18 protein-coding genes are annotated in these 23,296 nt (G+C 66.8%); 8 read left to right on the forward strand and 10 right to left on the reverse strand.

Going from position 1 to position 23,296, the window contains the following annotated elements; translation table 11 throughout:
* Positions 1-52: 52 nt before the first annotated feature.
* The 10 genes from ACWIGM_RS23150 to ACWIGM_RS23195 form a co-directional block, all read right to left on the reverse strand.
* The gene (locus ACWIGM_RS23150) at positions 53-964 is read right to left on the reverse strand and encodes a helix-turn-helix domain-containing protein (protein WP_454028321.1); all 912 of its coding nucleotides are present in this window, start codon (positions 962-964) and stop codon (positions 53-55) included.
* A 202-nt stretch (positions 965-1,166) separates the two neighbouring features.
* Complete coding sequence (locus ACWIGM_RS23155) at positions 1,167-3,335, reverse strand: tetratricopeptide repeat protein (RefSeq protein ID WP_454028322.1); 2,169 nt, start codon at positions 3,333-3,335, stop codon at positions 1,167-1,169.
* Positions 3,326-4,345: a glycosyl hydrolase family 8 gene (locus tag ACWIGM_RS23160; protein ID WP_454028323.1), complete on the reverse strand. Its 1,020-nt coding sequence runs from the start codon at positions 4,343-4,345 to the stop codon at positions 3,326-3,328. The genes ACWIGM_RS23155 and ACWIGM_RS23160 overlap by 10 nt, the downstream gene beginning before the upstream one ends.
* The gene (locus tag ACWIGM_RS23165; RefSeq protein ID WP_454028324.1) at positions 4,342-6,597 is read right to left on the reverse strand and encodes a cellulose biosynthesis cyclic di-GMP-binding regulatory protein BcsB; all 2,256 of its coding nucleotides are present in this window, start codon (positions 6,595-6,597) and stop codon (positions 4,342-4,344) included. The genes ACWIGM_RS23160 and ACWIGM_RS23165 overlap by 4 nt, the downstream gene beginning before the upstream one ends.
* A 197-nt stretch (positions 6,598-6,794) precedes the next feature.
* Complete coding sequence (gene bcsA / locus ACWIGM_RS23170) at positions 6,795-8,978, reverse strand: UDP-forming cellulose synthase catalytic subunit (protein WP_454028325.1); 2,184 nt, start codon at positions 8,976-8,978, stop codon at positions 6,795-6,797.
* A 24-nt stretch (positions 8,979-9,002) separates the two neighbouring features.
* The gene (bcsN, locus tag ACWIGM_RS23175) at positions 9,003-9,830 is read right to left on the reverse strand and encodes a cellulose biosynthesis protein BcsN (RefSeq protein ID WP_454028326.1); all 828 of its coding nucleotides are present in this window, start codon (positions 9,828-9,830) and stop codon (positions 9,003-9,005) included.
* 458 nt (positions 9,831-10,288) lie between these two features.
* Positions 10,289-11,188, reverse strand: a complete 900-nt coding sequence (locus ACWIGM_RS23180; protein WP_454028327.1) for a metallophosphoesterase family protein — start codon at positions 11,186-11,188, stop codon at positions 10,289-10,291.
* A 68-nt stretch (positions 11,189-11,256) separates the two neighbouring features.
* The gene (locus ACWIGM_RS23185; protein WP_454028328.1) at positions 11,257-12,822 is read right to left on the reverse strand and encodes an ABC transporter substrate-binding protein; all 1,566 of its coding nucleotides are present in this window, start codon (positions 12,820-12,822) and stop codon (positions 11,257-11,259) included.
* Between the two features lie 49 nt (positions 12,823-12,871).
* Positions 12,872-13,774 (reverse strand): ABC transporter permease, encoded by a 903-nt coding sequence (locus tag ACWIGM_RS23190; RefSeq protein ID WP_454028329.1) that lies wholly within the window; start codon positions 13,772-13,774, stop codon positions 12,872-12,874.
* 5 nt (positions 13,775-13,779) lie between these two features.
* Positions 13,780-14,703: an ABC transporter permease gene (locus ACWIGM_RS23195; RefSeq protein WP_454028330.1), complete on the reverse strand. Its 924-nt coding sequence runs from the start codon at positions 14,701-14,703 to the stop codon at positions 13,780-13,782.
* A 173-nt stretch (positions 14,704-14,876) separates the two neighbouring features.
* Between ACWIGM_RS23195 and ACWIGM_RS23200 the strand changes: the two genes are divergently transcribed.
* The 8 genes from ACWIGM_RS23200 to ACWIGM_RS23235 all read left to right on the forward strand — a co-directional run bounded on the left by ACWIGM_RS23200 (position 14,877) and on the right by ACWIGM_RS23235 (position 23,296).
* Positions 14,877-15,635: an HAD-IIA family hydrolase gene (locus ACWIGM_RS23200; protein WP_454028331.1), complete on the forward strand. Its 759-nt coding sequence runs from the start codon at positions 14,877-14,879 to the stop codon at positions 15,633-15,635.
* The gene (locus ACWIGM_RS23205) at positions 15,632-16,543 is read left to right on the forward strand and encodes a MurR/RpiR family transcriptional regulator (RefSeq protein WP_454028332.1); all 912 of its coding nucleotides are present in this window, start codon (positions 15,632-15,634) and stop codon (positions 16,541-16,543) included. Before ACWIGM_RS23200 ends, ACWIGM_RS23205 begins: the two co-directional genes overlap by 4 nt.
* A gap of 153 nt (positions 16,544-16,696) precedes the next feature.
* Positions 16,697-17,581, forward strand: a complete 885-nt coding sequence (locus tag ACWIGM_RS23210) for a MurR/RpiR family transcriptional regulator (protein ID WP_454028333.1) — start codon at positions 16,697-16,699, stop codon at positions 17,579-17,581.
* A 288-nt stretch (positions 17,582-17,869) separates the two neighbouring features.
* A complete protein-coding gene (locus tag ACWIGM_RS23215) occupies positions 17,870-19,018 on the forward strand; it encodes a mandelate racemase/muconate lactonizing enzyme family protein (RefSeq protein WP_454028334.1) in 1,149 nt (382 codons plus the stop codon).
* A gap of 16 nt (positions 19,019-19,034) precedes the next feature.
* Complete coding sequence (locus ACWIGM_RS23220; RefSeq protein ID WP_454028335.1) at positions 19,035-19,793, forward strand: creatininase family protein; 759 nt, start codon at positions 19,035-19,037, stop codon at positions 19,791-19,793.
* Between the two features lie 56 nt (positions 19,794-19,849).
* Positions 19,850-21,373, forward strand: a complete 1,524-nt coding sequence (locus tag ACWIGM_RS23225) for an ABC transporter substrate-binding protein (RefSeq protein WP_454028336.1) — start codon at positions 19,850-19,852, stop codon at positions 21,371-21,373.
* A gap of 121 nt (positions 21,374-21,494) precedes the next feature.
* The gene (locus ACWIGM_RS23230; protein WP_454028337.1) at positions 21,495-22,436 is read left to right on the forward strand and encodes an ABC transporter permease; all 942 of its coding nucleotides are present in this window, start codon (positions 21,495-21,497) and stop codon (positions 22,434-22,436) included.
* On the forward strand, positions 22,436-23,296 hold the full coding sequence (locus tag ACWIGM_RS23235; protein ID WP_454028338.1) for an ABC transporter permease: 861 nt from the start codon (positions 22,436-22,438) through the stop codon (positions 23,294-23,296). The genes ACWIGM_RS23230 and ACWIGM_RS23235 overlap by 1 nt, the downstream gene beginning before the upstream one ends.

The raw sequence follows: 23,296 nt of genomic DNA on the forward strand, positions 1-23,296 counted from the left end.
CTTATTCGTGCGACGAAACCGAAAGTGTCGACGATGGCGCGCTGCGCGAGCGTTAGACTAGTTCGGGCGCCGACGGCTGCGGGATCCCAGACCGATCGAGGGCGGCCCGCAGGACGGCTCCTGCCTCACTGCCCTTGAGGGCGCGGCGCCAGAGCCCGTCGGCGATCTCCTCGTAGAGACGAACCGGCTCCTCATCTGCGGTCAGCATGGCAATGCCGGAGCGGACATTCGGCAATTCGCCGCCCAGCCGGAATGGGCTCAGGCCAAGCAGCGTCTTCTCCGCAGTGCGGAAAAGCTGGAAGGTGATGTTCGGCAGCGTCTCCTCGATCAGGCCGATCTGCACGCCCATCGGCTCGCTTTCGATCAGGCCGATCAGGTGCTCGACCTCGGCACGCGCCGCCAGGCGGCGCTGGGCCAGTTCAGCGGCCGGCAGGTTGAAACGGCCGACGACCCCCAGCTTGAGCCAGCGCTCGATCTCGAGGACGTTGACGAAGTTGACGACGCTCAAGCGGCGGCGCTTGCGCGCCTTCTTGCGCTCATCGAGAATCGCGATGATCGCCTCGATCTCCGCTACCGCCTGATCGTGCACAATGTGGGGCGGAAGCGCCTCGACCAGGGTCTGCCGCAGGGAGGCAGAGTAGTTGTCCGAGGTCAGCAGGTAGGACAGCGGCGGAAAATGCGCGACGACCTGGTCGGCCTGCTCCTCGATCTGCCGCATGCGCTCGAAATAGCTGACCGGGCTGGAATAATACTCGACACCCGCGCCCAGCAGCGATGCGACGGTCGTCTCCAGCAGCGTCGCCAACCGCTCCAGCGTCTCGATCTTGACGACGCCGCCGCCTTCGATCCGATAGACCGCGGCCCGCGAGATGCCGAGACGCTCGGCAATGTCCTCTGCCTGAAGCCCCCGCCCCAGACGGTAGGCTTTCAGCCGCTCACCGATTTCATTGAACCGGATTGCCATCAAGCCGACCTCATCTGACGCATTGTCTGAATCTCAGATTTTAGACAGCCTATGCGATTCCGACCCCGATGCGAAGCCAAGTTGTCGTCTTTACACCCCGTTCGCCGCGCCTTCGGGCAGAGACGGCGACGCCGGAGATGGAGCGTTCGGTTATCGAGAGGCGGTCGCGCTGGTGCGCCGTGGCAGGCTGGCGGCGCAGGCTCTAGTATCTGTCGCGCTGCGTGATGTCCCGGATCGCAGACAGGCCGGACATCGCCTGCGCCGAGCCATTGGCCCGATAGAGCGCCTGGAAGACCTGCGCAGCATCGTCATAACGGCCGAGGTTGAAATACGACCAGCCGCGCATCAGCATCAGGTCGGTGCTTTCGGAAGCATAGCGCGCGCGCTCGCCCAGCGTGATCAGCGCGCCGTTGTAATCCTTGGCGTCATATTGAGCGTAGAAGCGCTCGGAGAGGAGCAGGGTCTGGAGCTCCTTGCGACGCGCCGGGGGCAGGGCAGCGCCGGCTGCCGCAGCACTCGCTTCCGCCGTCAGCCCCTGCTGGAGCTTCGCATAAGTCTTGCCCGCGGCGGCGTCTGCGGCGATCTGGGCATTGCCGCTGCGTTGGGCTGCATCGAACGCCTCGGCTGCCGCCACCGGCCGCTTCAGATTGAGCAGGCACCAGCCGCGCTGGAGTGTCGCCGCCCCGGTCATGCCTGTGCCGCAAGAGCTGCCGTCCGGACGCTGGGGAGCTGCGCGGCGTGTTGCCGCCACTGGAGCTGTATCATAGCTCCGGGGATGCGCAGGCTCGGCCCGGATGACACGATGCGGCGTCCGCTCGGCAGGTTCGGGTGGGGGAACAGTGCGGGTGCCCGGCCTGGCATCGGGCAGAGGCAGGGGTTCTCGTGTTGCAGAGCGCCCGCGCGCCGGGTTCAGCAGATCGGCGATGCGCGGCGAGCGGCTGCGCCATTCGGTGATGATCGCGCGCAGGCCGGCCTGATCGCGCAAGCGCTGGTGCACCAAAGCGAGCCCGTAGGCGGCCGGCTCGTAGTTGCGATCCCAGGCGAGGGCAGTCTCGAACCAGGTTTCGGCCGGAGCGATCTGCCCGGAGTTGTAGGCGTACCAGCCGAGCCCTGCACCGCCGGGGGCATAGCGGTCGACGCCGACAGTCTTGGCGATGCGCTCTATGACGGCACGCTCGAGCCGCGGCGCCGGCTCCTGCGCGATCAGCGCGGTCGCGACATCGAGATAGGCTTTGCGGTTCGCCGGGCCGGCGTCGAGCCATTGTGCGCCGAGCGTCTCTGCTTCCTGGTATTTCTGCTGCGCGCCGAGCGCGAGCACGGCGCCTTCCGCCGCCTTGGCGCCACCATTGCGCGCGAGCGCGGTCTGGAACCAGATTACGGCCTTGGCCGCGTCGTTGTGGCGGAAGAAATAGAAGCCGAGCAGGATCGCGTCATCCGGCGTCGTCGCCGCATTGGCGAGCGCCTCGATGCGTCGGAGGTCCTCAGGCGTCGCGGTCAGGGCCGGGTCGTCGGCCGCTTTGCCGACATGGCGCCGGGCGATCTCGTCGCGGATGCCCGAGAATTCGCTTTGCCGTTCCTGCGCCAGCAACGGGCCGAGCTGCGCTTCCGACAAGGTGGCGAGCGCCTTCTGCATGGTTCCGACCCGCTCGGCCGGATTGGTGCAGTTGGTCAGCACGTAAGAATAGGCATCGCGCGCACGCTCCGGGGCGCCGGTCTGGACGAAGGCCTCGGCCACGCGCCAGAGCGCATCGACATTGCCGCAGGTCAGCAGTGCTGGCGTTTCTGTGCCGATCCGGATCACCTGCTCCCATTGCTTGGCATTGGCGGCGTTGACCAGGCGCTGGCCGGCCTCGGCCCGGTCGAGCTGGGCGATGAGGTCGGCCGGCGCCTGCCAGTTCGGATCGGCGCTGCTGCGCTGAGCGATGGCCGCCCGCGCCTCGCCGAATTTGCCCTCGGCGAACAGCTTCCAGACCCGTTCCAGCTCGGGATCGCCGGTCGGCTGCGGCGATGTCAGGTCGGTCGGCGGCTTCCATTCGGGGTAGAGGGCACGCAGCCGGGCGAGCTCCGCTTCGTAGCGGCGGGTGTCGCCTTGGCTGGCGAAATAGCGCAGCGCCGTCTCGTCGACCCTCTGTGCCTGCCCGGGGGGCGGTGTCGGCCGTCCCGGTACCGCAGGGGCCTGAGCCAGTTCGGTCTCCAGCTGCCCGGCCGCGGGCAGGGCGGGTTGGCTGGGATCGGGATGCGTCTCGGCCTGCGCCTGCTGCACCGCTGGCACCGGCGCCTCCGGCCAGCTGAGATCATGGCCATAGCGGCCCAGCGCGTAGAAGGCGGCGCCGGAGGCGGCGACGGCGATCAGCGCGGATTTCACATGCATTGCGGATACCTCTCGTTCAGCATCGAGAGGGCGAGCAGGTGCAGCGTCGACGGGTAGTAGGCCGTCGGCTGGAAGGTTTTCAGCTCAGCTGGAATGGGGGTCCGGTCGAGCGCGCAGGCCATCGCAGCGGCAAGGATGCGGTAGCCGGCATCGGGCAGCGGCTCGGCAGGCTTGCCGCCCGGCACATCGATCACGGCCGTGCCATTGGCCCAGGCCTGGCGGAACGGCTCGAGGCGTTGCTTGTCGGCGAGGCCGGCCCGCAGAAGATAGAGCGGGATGCGCAAAGCGTTGTAGCCGAACTGCGGTGGGAAGCCATCGGCGGGCTTGGGCTCGCCTTTGAGCGAGAGCCAGTCGGCCGCCGGGGTCTTCCGTCTGGCGAGATCGTCGAGCAGTTTCAGCCCGCTGGCCTGCGCCTGCATCCAGCCCTGATCGTTGGTGAGGCGCGTGAGGACCGGGAAGGCCTCGAACACCCAGTAGGACGGGTTGATCACCGGTCCGTCCGGCCGCTCCTGCTCCGAAAAGCCCTTCGCCGCCGGCATCAGCCAGGTCTCGCCGCCGCGTTTCACCAGCGCGACCTTGGCGAGCGAGCGGGCGATCTGGCGAGCCGCGGCGGTATAGGCCGGCACCGACCAGCGCGTCCCGGCGCAAGCGAGGGCTTCCGCGATCAGCAAATCGCCGTCGCTGGCGTTGTTGATGTCGGTGACCCGAGGCGTTGCCTTCGGGTCCCAGCGCCAGGCGGCGAGCCCATCGTCACGGATCAGGAACTCGGTCCGGGTGAAGGAGAGGATGCTGGCGAAGCTGCCACGATCGCCGGCGAGGCAGGCCAGCAGCAGCCCGTAGCCCTGGCTCTCGCTATGGCTGATGCCGCCATTGGCGTCGTCGACGACCCGGCCCTCGGCCGTGACGAATTTCTGCCGGTAGAGTTCCCAGGCGCCGGCGGGCAGGGCGGCCTGCGCAGTGGAGGAGAGGCCGAGCAGGGTTGCGGCCAGGGCTGCGCGGAGCCGCCTCATGAACGCCTCCCCAACTGGCCGAGCATCAGGAAGGTCCCGATCCCGAGGCCGATGCAGGCCGCCAGCAGCGTCAGCGCGTAGATGCCGATATTGCTCGACATCCAGTTGGCGAAGACGAGGCGCATATTGGCCAGGCTGAACGTCCGGGTCATGACGAAGGTCGTGCTGTCCGCCGAGAGGATGTGGTTGTCCTGCCCGCTGCGGAAGGCGGTGAGCTTGCCGGCCATGCCGGCCCAGTTGCCGGGGGTGACGAGCCTGTCGACGTTCCTCTCCAGCGCCTCCTCCTGGCGCACGACGAAGGCGGTCCAGACCTGCCGCGTGTCGGGGTCGCTCGCCTGGGCGGCGATCAACTCGGCGCCTTCGGCCGGTTCATAGAGCGTGGGGGCGCGAGAGGGGGTGCGCAACTGGGCGAAGGAAAGGTCGAAGGTCCGCTGCAGCCATCGGTCGAAGCTGATGAAATAGCGCGCGAGCGGGCCGCCGAACGAGCCGCGCCAGCGATCGCGGATCGCCTCGGTGCTCGGCGCGACGCCGCCGGAATCCTCGGGCGTCGTCTGTCGCCCCTGGAAACGGTTGATCACCGCGTCGAACACGGCGGTGCCCTCGGTCTCCGGCACCAGGACGACGGCATCCGCGCGCTGCGGCCAGGTGTTGCGTACATTGTCGGCGATGCCGATGCGCGGCAGCAATCCTGCGGGCATCTGGCCGGCGGCGCCCACGATCAGAGCGGGGCGGTTGCCGATGGCGGCGGCGCTGCCGATGACATCGACCGGGAGTGGCCGGTCGGCACGCTGGGCGAGCCTCGCGAGCAGGGTCGCAGCGGCGCCCAGATTGGGAATGTCCAGGCGGCCGACGAGCAGGGCGATCTGGGAGGTTATCGAATAGGGGAAACCGGTTCCCGCCACCGCCGCCAGATTGGGGCTGACGCCGATCTTGGCAAAGTTCGGGATCGCCAGGGCCGTGGTGTCGAACAGCGCAAAGCGGTTCTTTCCGGGCAATGTCGCGCCCGGCCCGCAGGCGAGGTCGGATTTGGCCGGGGTCACGGCCTCGAACCAGATCTCATTGATGCCGGGCCGGAAATGCCGGAGCGGTATCGTGATCGGGGTTTGCTGAAAGAGGCCACCGCTCGTCGTATTGAGCGGCACGGTCGCCGCGACATTGCCGTTGACGAAGATCTCGACGTGGCTGTCGCCGGGCAGGATCTCGGAATAGGCGCCGTCGAGATAGAGCGTCGCCTCGCCATAGGCGTTGGCGTAGAAATCTCCCGGCATCGCGAGGACAGCGCGCACGCGCATGCGGCGTCCCGAGGATTCCTGCGTCGCAACCCCGAGTTCCGAGAAGCGCAGCACCTGGCTATCGGAGATGAACGGCGCATCGGGGATGTGCCAGCTCGCCGTGGCCATCGTCTTGCGGTTGATGTTGGTCGGCCGGGAGACCGGCCCGGTCAGGAGCCTGGCAATGGTCGCCTCGAGGTCTTGCCAGCTCTCTCCGGTGACGAGCAGGGCGGCAGGTCCGAGCTTCGGATGCGTCGTGAAGCCGACGAAGCTGCCGACGCCAGCCTCCGCCGGCAAGATGCCAATGAGGTCGCGCAACTCCTTGCCCGTCCCGAGCAGGACGGTCAGCATGCCGGGGCGGACCCTGTCGGGCAGCCGCTCGGAGATCCGAACGGTCGTCTGGCTGTAGCGGCCGCGTAGCGCGACGCCTTGCGCGACGGCGAGAATGCTGTTGGCGGCAACGGCGCTCGCCGCGCCCGGCGCGACGATATGGATGGTCGTCTGCCCGGTCTCGTCGGCGCCGACCGCTGGCAGGTCGTCGATGCTGCGCAGTCGCGATTGCTGTGCGGGGTTCCTGAAGCTCAGCCGGGTACCGGCGCCGTCGATGCGCGTCCACAACTCATAGGTGGAGGCGATCGTGCAGTCGGTGCGGTGGCGCTGCACGGCCTCGAAACGAATCGTGTTCTGACCGGGCCTGAGCAGCCCTTTGCGGATCGCCGTCGAGGTCCGCTTGAGGCGATCGGAGGAGGCGATCGGCGCTTCCATGATGCGCTCGCCATTGATGCGCACCGTCAGGCGCGAGGCCTCCGGCATCACGACCAGCGCATTCTGGAAGGCGATGTCGAGATTGAGATCGGCTCCGGCCTCGTCCTGGGTGAGGTAAAAGGCCCAGCTGCGTGCATCGCCTTCGCCTTCGAGCATGACGCGGGCGGCCGGCAGCAGTGGCTTGAAGGCAAAGCTGGCGGGGATGGCGGGGGTCATTGGTGCCGGGGCCGGCTCTGCCTGCGGCCTGGGTTCCGCCGGCCGGGCGGCCGCAGGTTGCTGGGCGGGCGGGGCAATCATGAACGGCGCCGGCTCGTGCGGCGGCGTCGGCTGGGTCTCCTGTGCCCAGGGCGCGGAGCCCGGGTTCAGGATCGGAAGAGCTGCCGCCGCGGCCAATATGGGCAGGAGGCACGCTCTCATTCCGCCGCCCTCCGCTGGGCGTTGGAACGGGCAAAGCGGGCGAGGCCGAAGAAATAGGACAGGCCACGACTGGTCTGGAAGATGGCGAGGCGCAGGAAGCGCAGGGTGCCGTAGATGACGCCCATGTTCTGGCGCCGTGCCTTCTGGAAACTGCTCCAGACCCCGGCATCCGAGAAGGCGAGATCGGCGATGATGCGACTGTGCAGCGGTTCGCTCGGCTCGTAGCGGCAGCCGAGCACCAGGCCCTTCGCGTCCGGAGCGGTGCGGACCACACGCACGGGGAGCGCCCCGGGAGGCATCGCGATCGACGTCTCGAAGGTGATCTCGCCCTTGCTGTTCGCCGGCAGCGTGTCGAAGCCCTTGGACAGGATCCGGACGGCGACACCGTCGACGGAAACGTTCTCGGTGATGATCGGCGCCGTGCGGCCGTCGATGTTGATCTGGCCGCGACGCTTCACCGGGAAACGCCGGGCGCCGCGCCCTTCCGGCCGCTCCGAGACCACGCCGAGCGCGCAGCCCGCCATCAGCAGGTTGAGGATGTTCCAGAGCCCGACGACGAGCGTGGTGTCGGCGTTATAGGGCTGGGTGATGGTGCGCCAATAGGTGGCGACGACGCCGAGCGCCAGAACGGCGAAGATGATGAAGAAGGGCAGGCCGAGCTCGGAAACGCGCCGCGTTCCGAGCTCTTCGCTCTTGGCGGTGACCTTGAAGGTCGGCTTGCCGGGGTTGATCAGCACCGAGATCACCGCCGGCAGCAGATAGACCGACTGGATGAACTCATAGAGTTCGGAGATCCATGGCCAGCGATAGCGGCCATAGAGGTAGTTCTGCATCATCAGGTTCACCGCCATGTAGCTGAACACATAGGCGATGAACTCGGCGCCCGAGGCGGTGAAGATCTCCAGCCCGAAGAACAGGTAGAACAGCGGCGCCACCAGGAAGGTCAGGCGCACGAAGGGGAACAGCCAGAACAGGGCCGAGGACGAGTAGCACAGGCGTTGCGGCAGCGAGAGGCCGCTTTTCAGCATCGGGCGGTGATAGAGCAGGATCTGCATCATGCCCTGCGCCCAGCGCGAGCGCTGGCCGATGAAGCTCGCGAAGGTCGCGGGCTGGAGCCCGGCGATCAGCGGCTTGTCGACATAGATGCTGTTCCAGCCGGTGGCGTGCAGGGTGATCGCGGTCTCGGCATCCTCGGTGATGCTGCGGCCGGAGAAGCCGCTGGTCGTCTGCAGGGCCGTGCGGCGCAACACCGCGGCTGAGCCGCAGAAGAACGAGGCATTCCACTTGTCGAGGCCGCGCTGGATGATGCCGTAGAACATCTCGTTCTCGGACGGCATCGCCTTGAAGGTCCTGAGATTGCGCTCGAGCGGATCGGGATTGATGAAGAAGTGCGGCGTCTGGACCAGGAACAGCTTGGGATCCAGGGCAAAATGGCCGATCGTTTCGGTCAGGAAATTGCGTGCCGGCGCATGGTCGGCGTCGAATACGACCACGAGGTCGCCGCTGGAATTGGCGAGGCCGTTATTGAGGTTGCCGGCCTTGGCGCTGATGTTGCGCTCGCGCGTCAGATAGGTGCAGCCGAGCCCTTCGCAGAGCTTCTGCAGGGTTGCCCGGCGCTCGCGCGCGGCGCTGGCGGCGACGAAGTTGTCGGCATTGCATTTCTCGTCGGTGCCGCCGTCATCGAGCAGGTAGACCGTCAACCGGCCGGCCGGATAGTCCATGGCGAGCGCCGCCGAGAGCGTCGTCGCCAGCAGTTCCGGCTCCTCGTTGTAGGAGGGCACGAACACGTCAACCGTCGGAGCATCAGCGGGGATCGTCGGCGCGGTCTTGCGCCGCGGCAGCGGCATCGCGACGACGAACAGGCTGAGGAACAGCATGCCGATATTGTAGAGCTCGGCCAGATAGAGAATCAGGCCAGGGATGAAGTCCTCGAGCTGATTGATCGGCGGCAGCGTGCTCGTCGTCCGCCAATAGATGTAGCGCAGCACCATCGCGGTACCGAGCCCCAGCGCGATCAGGCGCCAGACGCCGTAGGGACGCAGGAACTTGAGCAGGATCATTGCCCCGACCACGATCGTCCCGGCGATCAGATGCGCCTGCAGGCTGATCGGCAGCGTGATCAGGGCGACGACCACGGCGGTCGCGATAGCCCAGAAGATGACGTAGCTCGCGGTTCGCATCGGCTCGTGGGACGCTTCGTTACCTCAGGGCGCGGGTGGAGGCGGAACGGTGGGGTATCCTTCCAGCGGTCTGTCCGAGACCGGCTGTGTGTCACGGGGATCGTCGGCTTCGGCCTGCGGAGCGCGCACCGGCCGCGGCCGCGTGGCCCGTCGGGGCGCTGGCGCCTCCTGGGTCGAAACCTGCGGCAGCGGATAGATCGGCGCGCCGGCCTTGCCGAGCCCGGCTTCCGGCGCGGGCGCCTCTCCGATCGGATTCCAGCCGCTGCGCCGCAAGGAGGCGTTCAGCGAGTATTCGTAGGCCAGGCGCAGCAGCGAGGCCTCGGTTGCCTTGGGGTCGCAGATGCGCATGCGGACCGATACCGCCCCCGATCTCGGCCGGAAGATGCTGTCGCCATCGGCGATACGCTGCCAGGCATAGAGGCAGGCCTCGCCACCGGCGCCATGGCCGAAGGCGTAGCCGAACGGGCCGTATTTGTTCTGGACGAAGACGGCCGACAGCGCCATCGTGGTGCCCGGCAGGCGTTCTTCCAGGTCCCGCGTGACGGCGAAGTCGTCGATCCCCGGTAGTTTGAGCAGATTGCCCTCGACACCGGCACTGTCGGGCAGATCGGCCGAAGTGAAGAAGGCGACCTGGATCGTGTTCTCACCGGGCGTCCGGCCCCGCGTCGCCAATGAGATCGTCTGTGCGACGGCGTTTTCATAGCTGCGCTGGGTGACGCCGATCACGGGCGGGCCACCAGGCGGGAGCACGACGAGCGCCCGGCTGGGGTCCACAGAGAGCGACCGCGTCGCCGTCACCAGCTCGGCCTCGGCAAGTCTCTGTTCGCCGCAACCGGCGATGGCAAGGCTCAAGCAAAAAGCCACGACAGTTATCGCCGTCCGCCCAGCCGCCGTGCGACGCACCGTGAAACGTATGACCGGACACCGGCCCGGGGCGTTCATTGGCGCGCCGGTCGGTATTTGATCGGCATCGTCATGGCTCAACCATCGATTAACAGAGGTTAACGAGGGCTTATCCTCATCAACGCAATCACAACGCGATCAACGCGTCGGGGGACCATGTCCAATACAGATGATTCGCGCCCTCATTCCAAGAGCGGCGGTCGTTGATCGAGCCTCTGCGCCGCCACCGGGAAGCGTTTCAAACGGGCTCCGGTAGCCCGATCCGTTGGTCGCGGCCGGGTCTCTGGATTGTTCGAGGAACTGGAAAAGTCTTGGGGAAATCGGCGTTCGGGATCGACGGATTCGCGAAAGCCGAGGTCGGCCGGGAGGTGCTATGCGAGCTCAGCCAGGCCGCCCGGCCTTCTCGATCAGGCTCCGGTAGTGGCCGCCGCCAGTTGCGCCGAAACGACCCGCCGCTGGCGCAGCTCGGGATGCTCGTCGAAGGGCTGGAGCGGCGTCATCCAGCGCCGGAGCGTCCCGGCTGCGTCGATGCGGGCGGTGAAAGGGTCCTGGCCGTGCACCGTCCAGCCGATCGTGTCGCCGAGCTCGAGCAAAGCGAAGGCGCCGGCCGGTCCGGGCATGGTGGTGAAGCTCTCGGTCAGCGACTGCAGCGTCAGATGCGGGATGGCGTCGACGGTGGTCAGCGTGTTCCAGTGGACATGGCCGGCGATGCAGAGCATCGGCACCTTGGCCCGTGCCAGCACGGCACGGACGCGCTCGGCACCGGGATAGGTCGAGGACGCCGGGTTGCGCTCGAAATAGTAGTTGCCGACCTGGCCATGGCCGGAGACGGGGACGTGACTCATCACCACGAGCGGCCGGTCGGCCGCCTCGATCGTTGCGGCGAGCCAGATCAGGTCGGCCTCGCGCAGCACGAAGCCGCCCGGACGGTGGATGCGCGAGTCGGCGGCCCAGAGCACGAGGCGCCAATCGCCGAGATCGACGGTGCGATGGCCGAGGCCCTGGCCGAGGATCTCCTCGTTCTCGGCGACACTGAGATGGTCACGGTCATGGTTGCCGCAGAGATGGAAGCGCGGTGTCTCGATCGGCGCGAAGGCCTCCGCGACCTCCCGCTCCAGCCGGATATCGGTAGCGTGATCGACATCGGAGATGCGGTCGCCGAGGTCGATCACTGCGTCCGGCCTGGCGTCGGCGACGAAGCGGCGGAACTCGCCCATCAGCGGCAGTGCTGCGGTGCCGACCTTGGTGAAGCTGTTCTCACCATGGTGGATGTCGGCGACGAAGGCGAGGCGAAGGGAGCGGGTCATGGCGAGGCTCGTCGGGCAGGATCGGGAAAAGGGAGCGGGAGCCGGTGCTGCCGGCTCCCGCAATCGCATCAGCGCGCGGCGAGGGTCACGCGACCGGCGCGGAAATCGAGCACATAGGGGATGTGCCCCTGCAGCGGCCTCCAGGCGAGCGAGCGCTTCATGCCGTAGGACTCATAGGGCTGGTAGAGCGGCAGCACCGGCGGGTCGTTCTTGATCGCCTGCATCAGCGAAGCATAGGCCTGCTTGCGCTCGGCAAGATCGGTCGAGAAGCGGAACTTATCCCAGAGAGCGATATAGGCGTCGTCGGCCTTGAAGCGGCCTTCCGAGGCGGAGTTGCCGGTCGGTGCCCACATGATGCCGAAGGCGCCGGCGGGATCGGGGAAGTACATCGGGTTCGACCAGCCGCGGGCCATCATGGTTGGGTCGGAGCCGGTCCATTGCTCGGTGACGTTGAGCTGCATCTTGACACCGACGGCACCCCACATCTCCTGGATCGCCTGCGCGGCGAGCAGGCCGTTGGTGTAATAGGCCGCCTGGATGTCGTAGCGGATCGGCGAGCCGTCATAGCCGGCTTCCTTGAGCAGGGCCTTGGCCTTGACCGGGTCGTATTCGAAGGTGGTGAGCTCCGGCATGTAGAGCGGGCCGAACTGCGCGAAGCTGTGCGAGGTCGGGACCTTCGCCTTGCCGAACCAGAGCGCCTCGTTCAGCGTCTTGCGGTCGATCGCGTAGGACAGGGCCTGGCGCAGCTTGGGATTGGCCATCTTCGGGTTCTGGGTGTTGAAGATGACGACGTGGAAGAGCGGCGTCTGCATGCCCTCGACCTTGAGCTTCGCATCGGCGGCGATCGGCTCGAGCTGGTCCGGCGGGACGTTGGTGATGAGGTCGACCTCGGCGTTCTTCAACGCCGTCAGGCGGCCGGAGAGCTCGGGAATGCGCGTCACCGTCACCTTCTGGAACGGCGCCTTCTCGCCCCAGAAGCCGTCGAAGCGCTCATAGACCAGGCGCTGGTTCGGCACGAATTCGCTGATCTTGTAAGGGCCGGTGCCGACCGGCTTCAGCGCGAAGGCCTCGAAGTCGGACGCTTCGGCGACGTTCGGATCGCCGGTCAGAGCCATCACGTATTTCTTCGGGACGATCATGCCCTGCTGCACGTTGAGCAGCGTCTCGAACAGCGGTTCCGGCCGGGTCGCGGTGATGCGGATGGTCTCGGCATCCACGGCCTCGACCTTGGCCATGTTCGGCAGCGTGTCGCGCTTGCGCACGGTGTAGGGCGCGAAGGTCGAATTGATGATGCGGTCGAAGGAAAAGACGACGTCCTCGACCGTCATCGGGTCGCCATTGTGAAAGGTCACGCCCTGGCGGATCTTCAACTCGATCACGGTCGGCGAGATTTGCGTCCAGCTCGTGGCGATGCCCGGTTGCCAGACGCTCTCGGCGCGGGTGGCATCCTTGCCGATCAGCGGGTCGAAGGCGTTGAAGTAGAACTGCGAGCCGACATTGGAGAAGTCGCGGCCGGGATCGAGCCAAGGCGCCATGTTCTGGACGCCGACCTTCAGTTCCTGCGCCTGGACGAGGTTGATGAATGCGGTGGCCGAGAGCGCCGCGAGTGCCAGGGTCTTCAGGGTCTTGCGCATGAGGGTCTGTCCCTTGTTCGGGTGAACGGCATGAATGGTGGGCAGGCGGTTAGCGTCCGCGCAGGCGCGGATCGAGGCGGTCGCGCAGTGCATCCCCGAGCAGCATGGCGACGAGACTGACGAGCACGATGACGAGGGCCGGGACGGCGACGATCCAGGGCGCTGAGGCCATGTAGTCGCGCCCCTGTCCCACCATCGAGCCGAGCGTCGCCGTCGGCGGCTGGACGCCGAGGCCGAGGAAGGAGAGCGCCGATTCCAGCAGGATCAGGTTCGAGAAGTTGAGGCTCGCCATGACCACGACCGGCGAGATCAGGTTCGGGATCATGTGGACGGTGGCGATGCGCCAGGGGCCGGCGCCGGCGGCGCGGGCGGCCTCGACGAAGGGCATCTCGCGCAGGCTGAGCACTTGCGCCCGGATCAGCCGGGCGAAATGGGCCCAATAGGCGATGCCGAGGACGCAGATCAGTACCGCGACGTCGGTTCCGGCGAGTGCCACGACGAAGAGCGCGACCAGGGTGAAGGGCAGCGACATCATGATGTCGACGAGGCCCATGATCAACGCATCGGCCCAGCCGCGCAGCAGCCCGGCGGCCAGGCCGAGCGCCGCGCCCAGCGCAAGGCCGAGCAAGGTGCCGAACAGCGCGAGCGCGAGCGTCAGGCGCAGGCCATGGAGACAGCGCGAGAGCAGGTCACGCCCGAGCTGGTCGGTGCCGAGCCAGTGGAGAGGGTTGGCGGTTGCGAAGCGAATCGGAGGCTTCAGGCGCGCCAGCAGCCGCTGCTGATCGGGCTCGAAGGGCGAGACCAGCGGGGCGAGGATGGCGAGCGCGAGCAGCACCAGGCCGAGCAGCGCGGCAGCCGTGACCAGCAGGTTGGCTCCGCCCAGCGCGGGGAGCTTCAGCCGCGGCAGCCGGCGCGGCGGCAGCATCAACTTGGCGTCTGCGATCTCGGTCATGGCGTTCAGGCTCCGACCAGGCGCACGCGGGGATCCGACGCCGCATAGGCGAGGTCGATCGCGAAATTGACGAGGATCACGGCGCCGGCGACGACGAGGACGCCGAACTGCAGCACGGGATAGTCACGGCGGAGCGTCGCGCCGACGAGGAGGTCGCCGACCCCGTTCCAGGCGAAGACGGTCTCGACCACGACGGCGCCGGAGACGAGCGTGGTGATCTGCAGGCCGAGCACGGTGATGACCGGGATCAGCGCGTTGCGCAGGCCGTGCCGGAGGATGACGGCGCCTTCGGAGAGGCCCTTGGCGCGGGCGGTGCGCATATAGTCCTCGGAGAGGACGTCGAGCATGGCGTTGCGGGTGTAGCGGGTGAGTGCTGCGACGAAATAGGCGGCGAGCGCCACGGTCGGCATCGCATAGTGCAGCAGGGTCGCGGAGCCGGCGCTCGGCAGCCAGTGCAGCGTGTAGGAGAAGATCAGCAGCAGCAGGATGGCGAGAACGAAGTTCGGCACGGCGTAGCCGAGGAAGGCGACGAAGAGCACGCCCTGCCCGCGTGCCTGCCCGCGCCAGAGCGCGGCGAGGATGCCGAGGGGCACGCCGACGGCGACGGTCAGCGTCAGCGTCGCGAGGAGGAGCGAGGCGCTCTGCCAGAGCCGCTCGCCAAAGATGACGGCGACGGGCCGGCGTTCCATCAGGCCGAGGCCGAAATCGCCGGAGAGCAGCGACTTCCAGAACAGCAGGTATTGCTCGGCGACGGGGCGGTCGAGGCCCCAATAGGCGATCATCTCGGCGCGCGAGGCGGCATCGAGCCCCTCAGGCATCAGGAAGTCGATCGGATTGCCGGTCAGCCGCGTCGCCAGGAAGACGGCGGTGACGATCGCCCAGAGGGTGATCGTCATACGCAGGAGACGGCTGCCTAGGAATGCGAGCATGGCGTCCTCGGGGACGGGCTGCGGGTGGCGCTGCACGGCCGCATCAGCAGGCCGGGACGTGAGCCTTCTGGCAGTCTTCCATGACAGGTTTATGAATTTAACTCAGAATATATGGTATTTGACACTGAGATAATCTCAGTTCATGCAGATCGCGTTTCAATGCGGAGTTTGCAGTGCACGCAGCGGACGATATTCGTGGCTGGCTGATCGATCTCGACGGCACATTGGTGTGCGGCGGCCGGGCGATGCCAGGCGCGCATGCCTTTCTGGAAGCCTGCGCGGGCCGTTTCGTCGTGGTCTCCAACGACGCCGAGCACACCCCGGCCGAACTGGCAGGCGAGTTGCGGCAATTGGGTCTCGATGTTCCGGCGAGCCGCATCGTGCTGGCCGGCGCGGTCGCGCTCGACGAGATCGCAGCGCGGCAGCCGGGTGCGCGCGTGCTCGTGCTGGCGAGTGACAGCTTGGCGCGCCATGCCCGCGAGCGGGGCCTCGTGCCGGTCCGGACGCGGCCCGATATCGTCTTCCTCGGCCGCGACCGGCGTTTCAGCCACAAGCGGCTGGCGCTCGCCGCCAATGCCGTGCGGGCGGGCGCCGAGCTCGTCGTCGCCAACCCTGACCTCGTCCATCCCGGGCCGGACGGCGCGATCGTGCCGGAAACCGGTGCGCTGCTGGCAGCGCTGCTCGCCTGCACCGGGCCGGTCAATTATCGGCTCATCGGCAAGCCCGAACCCGCTCTGTTCGCCGCGGGTTTGGCCCTGCTCGGCCTGCCCAAGCGGTCAGTCGCGATGCTCGGCGACAATCCAAGGACCGATGGCGACGGCGCCCGTCGCTTCGGCCTGCGCTATGTCGAGATCGCCGGCGGGATTTTCCCGCAAGCGCATGGCGAGACGGCTTGCCCGCGGGAAGAAGCCGTGATGGCCTTGCCGGCATGACCAGGCCAGATAGCGACGCGATGCCCGAGAGCCTCGACCGGCCGCGCGCCGGTGCCCATGACGGCTTCGATGGCGTGATCGAACGATTGACGGCGCTGCGCCCGACGCTGCCGCCGACGGCCGCGCGCATCGCCGACGTCTTCCTCGCCCATGCGGCCGAGGTCGTGCACATGTCGGTGACGGAGGTGGCCGAACGGGCGGAGGCGAGCGAAGGCAGCGTGATCTCGCTCTGCCGCCAGCTCGGCGCGCGCGGCTTCCAGCAGGTCAAGATCGCGCTGGCGCGCGACCTGGTGCAGCCGGTGCAGTTCATCCACGAGGACCTCGCCCGCACCGACGATACCGGGACCGTGATCGAGAAGATCTTCCGCAGCGATCTGCAGGCGCTGCACGACACCATGAAGGTGCTCGACAAGAGCGCGATGGAGGGCGCGGTCGCCGCCATCCGTCGGGCGCGCCGGGTTGAGCTCTACGGTATCGGCAGCGCCGCCCCGATCGCGGAGGACGCCAATTACCGGCTGCTGCGCATCGGCGTCGAATCCAAGGTCGTGGTCGATTCGCACGTCCAGGCGATCAGCGCCTCATTGACCGGCCCCGACGTCGTCGCGATCACGATCTCGCATTCGGGCTCGACCCATGAGACCGTCACGGCGACGAGGCTGGCGCGCGAGGCGGGCGCGACCACGATCTGCATCACCAATTTCGGCAAGTCGCCGCTGCTCGCCTATGCCGATATCGTGCTCAACACCATGGCGCGCGAGACCCAGTTCCGCACAGAGGCGATGACGAGCCGCATCGCCCAGCTCGCCGTGATCGACGCGCTGATCGCCTGCCTGTCGCTGGCCGATTACGACAAGGCTGTGGCGACGATCGGCCGGACCTTCGACGTGCTCTCGACCAAGCGGTTCTAGCGGACTGCCGCGATCGGGCTGTGGCTGCTGCTCCTTCGCGCGACATGGCTTCGGGTAGAAAATTGTGGAATCCGGAATCGGCGCGCGACAGATTCCGCTTGGCCGGGATCGGCAGATATGTGACGCCGCAGCACGAGCGCCAGGAACAGGACGATGCGCCACGTGACCAGCCTGATCGATCGCATGCGGCATGAGGCGCCCGAGATGAACCGGGCCGAGCGTAGCGTCGCCGAGATCATCCTGGCCGATATCGACGGCGCGACCCGGATCAGCACCAAGGACCTCTCCACGCAGGCACAGGTCAGCGAGCCGACCGTGGTGCGTTTCGCCCGCCGGATGGGCTGCGACGGTTTCACTGATTTCAAGATTCGCCTGGCGCAGGAATATGCGATCGGCCGGATGTATATCGCCGCCGAACGCCAGCAGCCGGCTGACACCGGCAACGAGGTCGCCGAGCACGTCTACAACGCCACCATCCAGGCGCTGGCGATGGCTTTCAGTCAGCATGATCCGAAAGCGATCGAAGCGGCCGTCGACCGGCTCGACAAGGCGCGTCGCGTTTTCTGCTTCGGCGTGGGCGGCAGCTCGGCCAATGTCGCGACCGAGGCGGAGAACCGGCTCTTTCGCCTCGATGTCGCGGCCTCTTCGACGGCCGATCCCTATCAGCAGCGCGTCATGGCCGCGACCTGCGGCCCCGAGGATGTGCTGCTGATCTTCTCGGTCACCGGCAAGCCGCGCTCGCTGCTCGACAGCGCAGAGATCGCCCGCAGCCAGGGTGCCGGGGTCATCGCCGTCACCCATCCGCCGAGCCCGCTCGCCGAGCTCGCCAGCGTGCTGGTGCCGCTGCAGGCCTTCGACGAGGAAAAGTTCTTCTACATGCCCAATCGCGGCCGCTATGGGCAGCTCTTCCTGCTCGATTGCATGGCGACGCTGCTGGGGGCCCGCCGCATGAAGATCGTCTCGAAGAAGCTCTGGCGGGCGCGGGCGACGCTGATCGCCCTGCATGGCAGCACCGAAGGTCAGCCGATCGGCGACTGAGTCTACGATTTGGTAATTTTGCTACATTCTGGATTTCAACAGGCGCAGCGCCACGTCGGGCGCGGCCGATCGTCGCGATGGATTGCTGTAATTATCAATAATTTCAATGCGATGAATTGATTTTCATGATGGCGTGAGAACGCTTTTGTTCGCGACTCAATAGCTGCATCTTCAAGAGATCGGGTGAACGCGCCATGCGGATCACGTTAGCTCGATTGACAGTAAATGTAATCTAGCTACATTCCCGGCCCGTCGCGCCTTGCGCAATAACAAAAGACGAGCCGAGCCATGCAGCCAGCCGACGGGACGATCGTTTCCTTCCAGTTCGACGAGGTCGTCGTACCCGCCCATCCCGGCGTGATCAATTCGGACAGCCTGGCCAAGCCGCTGCACATGCTGCCGGTCGGCGGCAAGGCGAGCTGGAGCGTGCAGTTCGACGAATTGCCCAAACTCATTGTCCGGATGACGCTCAAGAACGGCGTCGTCGGCATCGGCGAGTTCTATCGCGACCATGAATGGCCGCGCATCGAGGCGATCTGCGCCAACCTGCTCGGCCAGTCGGTATTCGACCTCCCGCTCCAGAACCTGCCGCTGCCGCTTTGCCGCGAATATGACGGCTTCGAATGCGTGATCTGGGACGCCTACGCCAAGACGCTCGGCGTGCCGATGCACCGCCTACTCGGCGGCGCCATCCGCGACCACGTCAATGTCAGCGCCTGGTCGAGCCATCGCACCCAGGACGAGGTCGGCCCTTGGGTGAAGCGCTATTTCGAGCAGGGTTACAAGGTCATCAAGTTCAAATGCGACCTTGAGGACGACGTCGCCGGCTGGTGCGCGCGCATCAAGGAATACGCGCCCGGCATGAAGGTGATCTTCGATCCCAACCAACGCTGGGAGAATTCCGGCAATGCCCGCCCGATCATCCGGGAGCTGGAGAAGGTCGGCAACGTCCTGCTGCTGGAAGACCCGCTGCCGCGCTGGATGCTGCAGGACTTCGCGGAACTCCGCCGCTTCTCCTCGATCCCGATCGTGCTGCACGTCTCCCTGCCTTACGTCTATCAGGGCCAGCGTCCGCATGACGCGATCAACGCCATCGGCCATGGCGCGGTCGACGGCTTCAACTTCAATTGCGGCCTCGCCAAGTTCCAGACGCTCGACCACATCGCCTCGACCGCCGGCGTCTATTGCTGGCATGGCTCCGAGGTCGATCTCGGCATCCTCGAAGCGATGTATGTGCATCAGGCCGCGGCGGCGAAGAGCTGCGTCTGGCCGAGCGACATCTTCGGCCGGATGATCCGCAGCCACGATCTGCTCACCAAGCCGCTGACTTTCGAGCCGCCGCATGTGCGCATCCCCGATGAAGGGCCGGGCCTCGGCATCACCCTCGACGAGGCCGCGATCGCCCGCTTCCGCGTCGGCGGCCGCACGATCTCCTGAACAGCGAGTTCACACCATGCGTTGGGAAACCCTGACGACCAATGAGGTCGCCGCGCTCGATCGCGACATTCCGGTCGTGCTGAACGTCGCCGCGATCGAGCAGCACGGCCCGCATCTGCCGCTCGAGACCGACGCGGTCATCGGCGATCACTTCCTGCAGGCGCTGGAGCAGAAGCTTGGCGAGCGGGTGCTGATCCTGCCGCAGGTCAAGGTCTGCTGCTCCGAGCACCATATGGATTTCGCCGGTACGCTCAGCGTCCGCCACGAGACCTTCCTGGCCTATGTCGGTGACATTCTGGAGAGCGTCGCCCGCCACGGCTTCCGCAACATCGTCCTGTTCAACAGCCATGGCGGCAACCAGGCGATCGGCCAGGTCCTGCTTGAGACCTTCGGCACGAAGCACCGCGACTGCCGCGTCGCCTTCCTGACCTGGTGGCGCCTCGCCGCCAAGGAGCTTGGCGCGATCCGTCAGAGCGCCTTCGCCGGCGTCAACCATGCCTGCGAGTTCGAGACCTCGCTGATGTTGCTCGGTGCGCCGGCGAGCGTCCGCACCGCGCTGGTTTCCGGCATGAGCTATGTCGAGACCCATGACTGGGCCAATGCCGACATGATCCTGCCGGCCCGCGGCGCCCTCTTCCGCTCGATGCACGAGATGTCCGGCGGGACCGGGGTCGTCGGCGACCCGTCTCTGGCCACCCGCGAGAAGGGCCAGGCCATCACCGCCGCCGTGGTCGAGCAGCTGGCCCATGTGGTGGAGACGATCAGCCGACGCTGACAGACCACGCGCAATTTTCCGAAGACCAACAGCCAAGAAAACTGGGAGGACTTGAGATGTTGCAGAAATTGGCCCGAATTGGTGCAGCGGCGCTCGCCGTCGCCGGAGCACCGGCTCTCGCCCAGCAGAAGGGCGGCGCGATCAACGTCGCCACCATCGGCGAGCCCAACACGCTCGACCCGATGGTCGCCGCCGGCGACCTCTTGGGCATGATCACCCAGCACTTCTACGAGACGCTCTACACCTTCGACAAGAACTGGGCGCTGACGCCGCTGCTGGCCGAGACGCTTCCGCAGATCAGCGACAGCGGCAAGGTCTACACCATCCCGCTGCGCCAGGGCGTCACCTTCCACAACGGCAAGGCGATGACCGCGCAGGACGTCGTCGCCTCGCTGAAGCGCTGGACCGAGCTCGCCTCGCGCGGCAAGCTCGTCGCCGACAACATCGCTTCGATCGAGGCCTCGGACGAGAAGACGGTCAAGATCACGCTGAAGGCCCCGTTCGCGCCGCTGACCGCGCTGCTCGCCTTCAACAACTCGGCCGCGGTGATCATGCCGGCCGACAAGATGGAGAACCCGATCAAGGAGGTGATCGGCACCGGGCCCTACCAGCTCAAGGAGCGCAAGCCCGACCAGTACATTCAGCTCACCCGCTTCGACGGCTACAAGCAGCGCCAGGGCGAGCCCGACGGCTTCGGCGGCGCGCGCAAGCAATATCTCGACGAGATCCGCTTCGTGCCGGTGCCTGACGCCAACACCCGCGTCGAGGGGGCCCTCGCCGGCCAGTTCGACTTCGCCGACCTGATCCCGGTCGAGGCCTATGATCGGCTGAAGGGCCAGGCCAAGACTGAGCCGGTGCTGATGCAGGGCTTCGGCTGGCCGATGTTCATCATGAACAACAAGCAGGGCATGATGACGTCGAAGGACATGCGCAAGGCTGTCCAGACGGCGCTCAATGCCGAGGACATGCTGGTTGCGGCCTTCGGCAAGCCCGAATTCTACAAGCTCGACGGCGCCATGTACCCGGAGGGCTATGCCTGGCGCAGCGACGCCGGCATCAAGGCCTACAACCAGGGCGACGCCGACAAGGCCAAGGCCCTGGCCAAGACCGCCAAGTATGACGGCGCGCCGATCCGCATCCTGACCAGCCGGCAATACGAGTTCCACTACAAGATGGCGCAGGTTGCGGCCGAGTACTTGAAGGCCGCCGGCCTCAAGGTCGACCTGCAGGTCGTCGACTGGGCGACCCTGGTGCAGCGCCGGGCCGAGCCTGCGCTCTGGGATATCTTCATCACCCACAGCCCGTTCCTGGCCGAGCCGGCCCTGATCGCGCCGCTGCCGGACAGCTATCCCGGCTGGTGGGCGAGCGAGGCCAAGAACAAGCTGCTCTCGGCCCTCAACGCCGAGTCGGACGAGAAGAAGCGCGTCGCGATCTTCGCCGACCTACAGAAGTTGATCTTCGAGGAAGCGCCCTTCTACAAGGTCGGCGACTTCGCCGCCCTCAGCGCCAAGGCCCCGCGCCTGGCCGGCTACACGGCCTCGCCCTGGCCGTATTTCTGGAACGCCTCGCTCAAGCCGTGAGCGGCCGAAGGCGGCCTTCGGTCACCTCTGAGACGCCCGTGACCGCGCCTATCGTGCGGTCACGGGCCCGCGTCCATGACCGGGGCGAAACGCCCCGATGAAGCAAGGGAGCCGGCTCGCGATGACGCGATATGTGATGCAGCGCATCCTCGGCATGCTGGCGGTGATGTTCACCGTCGTGACGATCGTCTTCATCATCGTCCGCGTCGCGCCTGGCGATCCGGCCGCGGTGATGCTCGGCCCCGACGCGACTGCTGCCGACATCGCCGGCCTGCGTGCCCGGCTCGGGCTCGACCAGTCGCTGCCGACGCAATATGTGCTGTTCCTCGGCCAGCTTCTGCGCGGCGATCTCGGCCAGTCGATCTTCCTCAACATGCCCGTGCTCAGCGCCCTCGCCGAGCGGGCCGAGCCGACCTTCTTCCTGACCCTGTTCTCGATCCTGATCGCCAGCGCGATCGCGCTGCCGGTCGGCATCCTCTCGGCCTATAAGCGCGGCACCCTGTTCGACCAGGTCGCCACCACCTTCGCCATGTTCGCCGCGAGCATTCCGAGCTTCTGGCTCGGGCTGATCCTGATCCAGGTCTTCGCCGTCCGCTATGGCTGGATGCCGGCCTCCGGCTATGGCGGCCCGGACGCCTCCTTCCTCGAGCGGCTGCGCCATCTCGTCCTGCCGGCGCTGGCGCTCGGCATCGTCTCCTCAGCGCTGATCACCCGCTTCACCCGCGCCTCGATGCTCGACGTGCTGAACGACGACTATGTCCGCACCGCCCGCTCGAAGGGCATGGGCGAGTGGGGCGTGGTGATGAAGCACGCCTTCAAGAACGCGCTGATCCCGGTGCTGACCGTGGTCGGCCTGACTGCGGCGCTGCTGATCTCGGGCGCGGTGGTGACGGAGACCGTGTTCAGCCTGCCGGGCATCGGCAATCTCGTCGTCTCGGCGGTGCTGCGCCGCGACTACCCGGTGATCCAGGGTGCGCTCCTCGTCATCGCCGCCCTCTACGTGCTGATCAACTTCCTGATCGACATGCTCTATCTCGCGATCGATCCGAGGGTGCGTTACTGATGGCCGCCTCGTCCGCTCCCGCCGGCCGCCCGCGGCTCGCCAGCCTGATCCTGCAACGCAAGACGCTGCTGATCGGCCTCATCGTCCTCACCGTCATCGCGCTGCTGGCGATCCTGGCGCCGCTGATCGCGCCCTACTCACCGAGCCGGCTTTCGGTGGTCAATCGCCTGAAGCCGCCGAGCGAGCGCTGGTTCTTCGGCACAGACGAGTTCGGCCGCGACATCTTCAGCCGCACCATCTATGCCGGCCAGCTCTCGCTGCTGGTCGGCGCAGCGGCAACTGTGCTCGCCGCCGTGCTCGGCATCACGCTCGGCCTGGTCGCCGGCTTCTTCCGCAAGCTCGACGGCGTCATCGCCCGCATCATCGACGCGATGATGGCCTTCCCCGATATCCTGCTGGCGATCTCGCTGGTGGCGGCGCTCGGCCCCTCGCTCGCGACCGTGATCGTCGCGCTCGGCATCGTCTATGCGCCGCGCCTTGCCCGCATCGTGCGCGCCTCGACGCTGATCATCCGCGAATTGCCCTATGTCGAGGCAGCGCGGGCACTCGGCGTGCCGACCTGGCGGATCATGACCCGCCATGTCCTGCGCAACCTGGTCTCGCCGATCCTGGTCCAGGCCACGTTCATCTTCGCCTATGCCATGCTGGCCGAGGCGAGCCTGTCCTTTCTCGGCGTCGGCGTCAGCCCGGAGATCCCGACCTGGGGCACGATGATCGCCGGCGGGCGTCAGTATATCGGCCAGGCCGACTGGATGATGCTGTTTCCGGGCGCCGCGATCGTGCTGACCGTGCTGTCGCTGCAGTTGGTCGGTGACGGCCTGCGCGACCTGCTCGATCCGCGCCTGCGAAAGGATCTGTGA

Source organism: Allobosea sp. NPDC055332, from assembly GCF_053645455.1.

Coding starts and splice junctions, on each gene's coding strand:
- ACWIGM_RS23235 (WP_454028338.1), top strand. CDS start 22,436: ATGGCCGCCTCGTCCGCTCCCGCCGGCCGCCCGCGGCTCGCCAGCCTG.
- ACWIGM_RS23150 (WP_454028321.1), bottom strand. CDS start 964: ATGGCAATCCGGTTCAATGAAATCGGTGAGCGGCTGAAAGCCTACCGT.
- ACWIGM_RS23180 (WP_454028327.1), bottom strand. CDS start 11,188: ATGACCCGCTCCCTTCGCCTCGCCTTCGTCGCCGACATCCACCATGGT.
- ACWIGM_RS23210 (WP_454028333.1), top strand. CDS start 16,697: ATGCGCCACGTGACCAGCCTGATCGATCGCATGCGGCATGAGGCGCCC.
- ACWIGM_RS23230 (WP_454028337.1), top strand. CDS start 21,495: ATGACGCGATATGTGATGCAGCGCATCCTCGGCATGCTGGCGGTGATG.
- ACWIGM_RS23220 (WP_454028335.1), top strand. CDS start 19,035: ATGCGTTGGGAAACCCTGACGACCAATGAGGTCGCCGCGCTCGATCGC.
- ACWIGM_RS23160 (WP_454028323.1), bottom strand. CDS start 4,345: ATGAGGCGGCTCCGCGCAGCCCTGGCCGCAACCCTGCTCGGCCTCTCC.
- ACWIGM_RS23195 (WP_454028330.1), bottom strand. CDS start 14,703: ATGCTCGCATTCCTAGGCAGCCGTCTCCTGCGTATGACGATCACCCTC.
- ACWIGM_RS23185 (WP_454028328.1), bottom strand. CDS start 12,822: ATGCGCAAGACCCTGAAGACCCTGGCACTCGCGGCGCTCTCGGCCACC.
- ACWIGM_RS23205 (WP_454028332.1), top strand. CDS start 15,632: ATGACCAGGCCAGATAGCGACGCGATGCCCGAGAGCCTCGACCGGCCG.
- ACWIGM_RS23215 (WP_454028334.1), top strand. CDS start 17,870: ATGCAGCCAGCCGACGGGACGATCGTTTCCTTCCAGTTCGACGAGGTC.
- ACWIGM_RS23155 (WP_454028322.1), bottom strand. CDS start 3,335: ATGCATGTGAAATCCGCGCTGATCGCCGTCGCCGCCTCCGGCGCCGCC.
- bcsA (WP_454028325.1), bottom strand. CDS start 8,978: ATGCGAACCGCGAGCTACGTCATCTTCTGGGCTATCGCGACCGCCGTG.
- ACWIGM_RS23190 (WP_454028329.1), bottom strand. CDS start 13,774: ATGACCGAGATCGCAGACGCCAAGTTGATGCTGCCGCCGCGCCGGCTG.
- ACWIGM_RS23225 (WP_454028336.1), top strand. CDS start 19,850: ATGTTGCAGAAATTGGCCCGAATTGGTGCAGCGGCGCTCGCCGTCGCC.
- ACWIGM_RS23165 (WP_454028324.1), bottom strand. CDS start 6,597: ATGACCCCCGCCATCCCCGCCAGCTTTGCCTTCAAGCCACTGCTGCCG.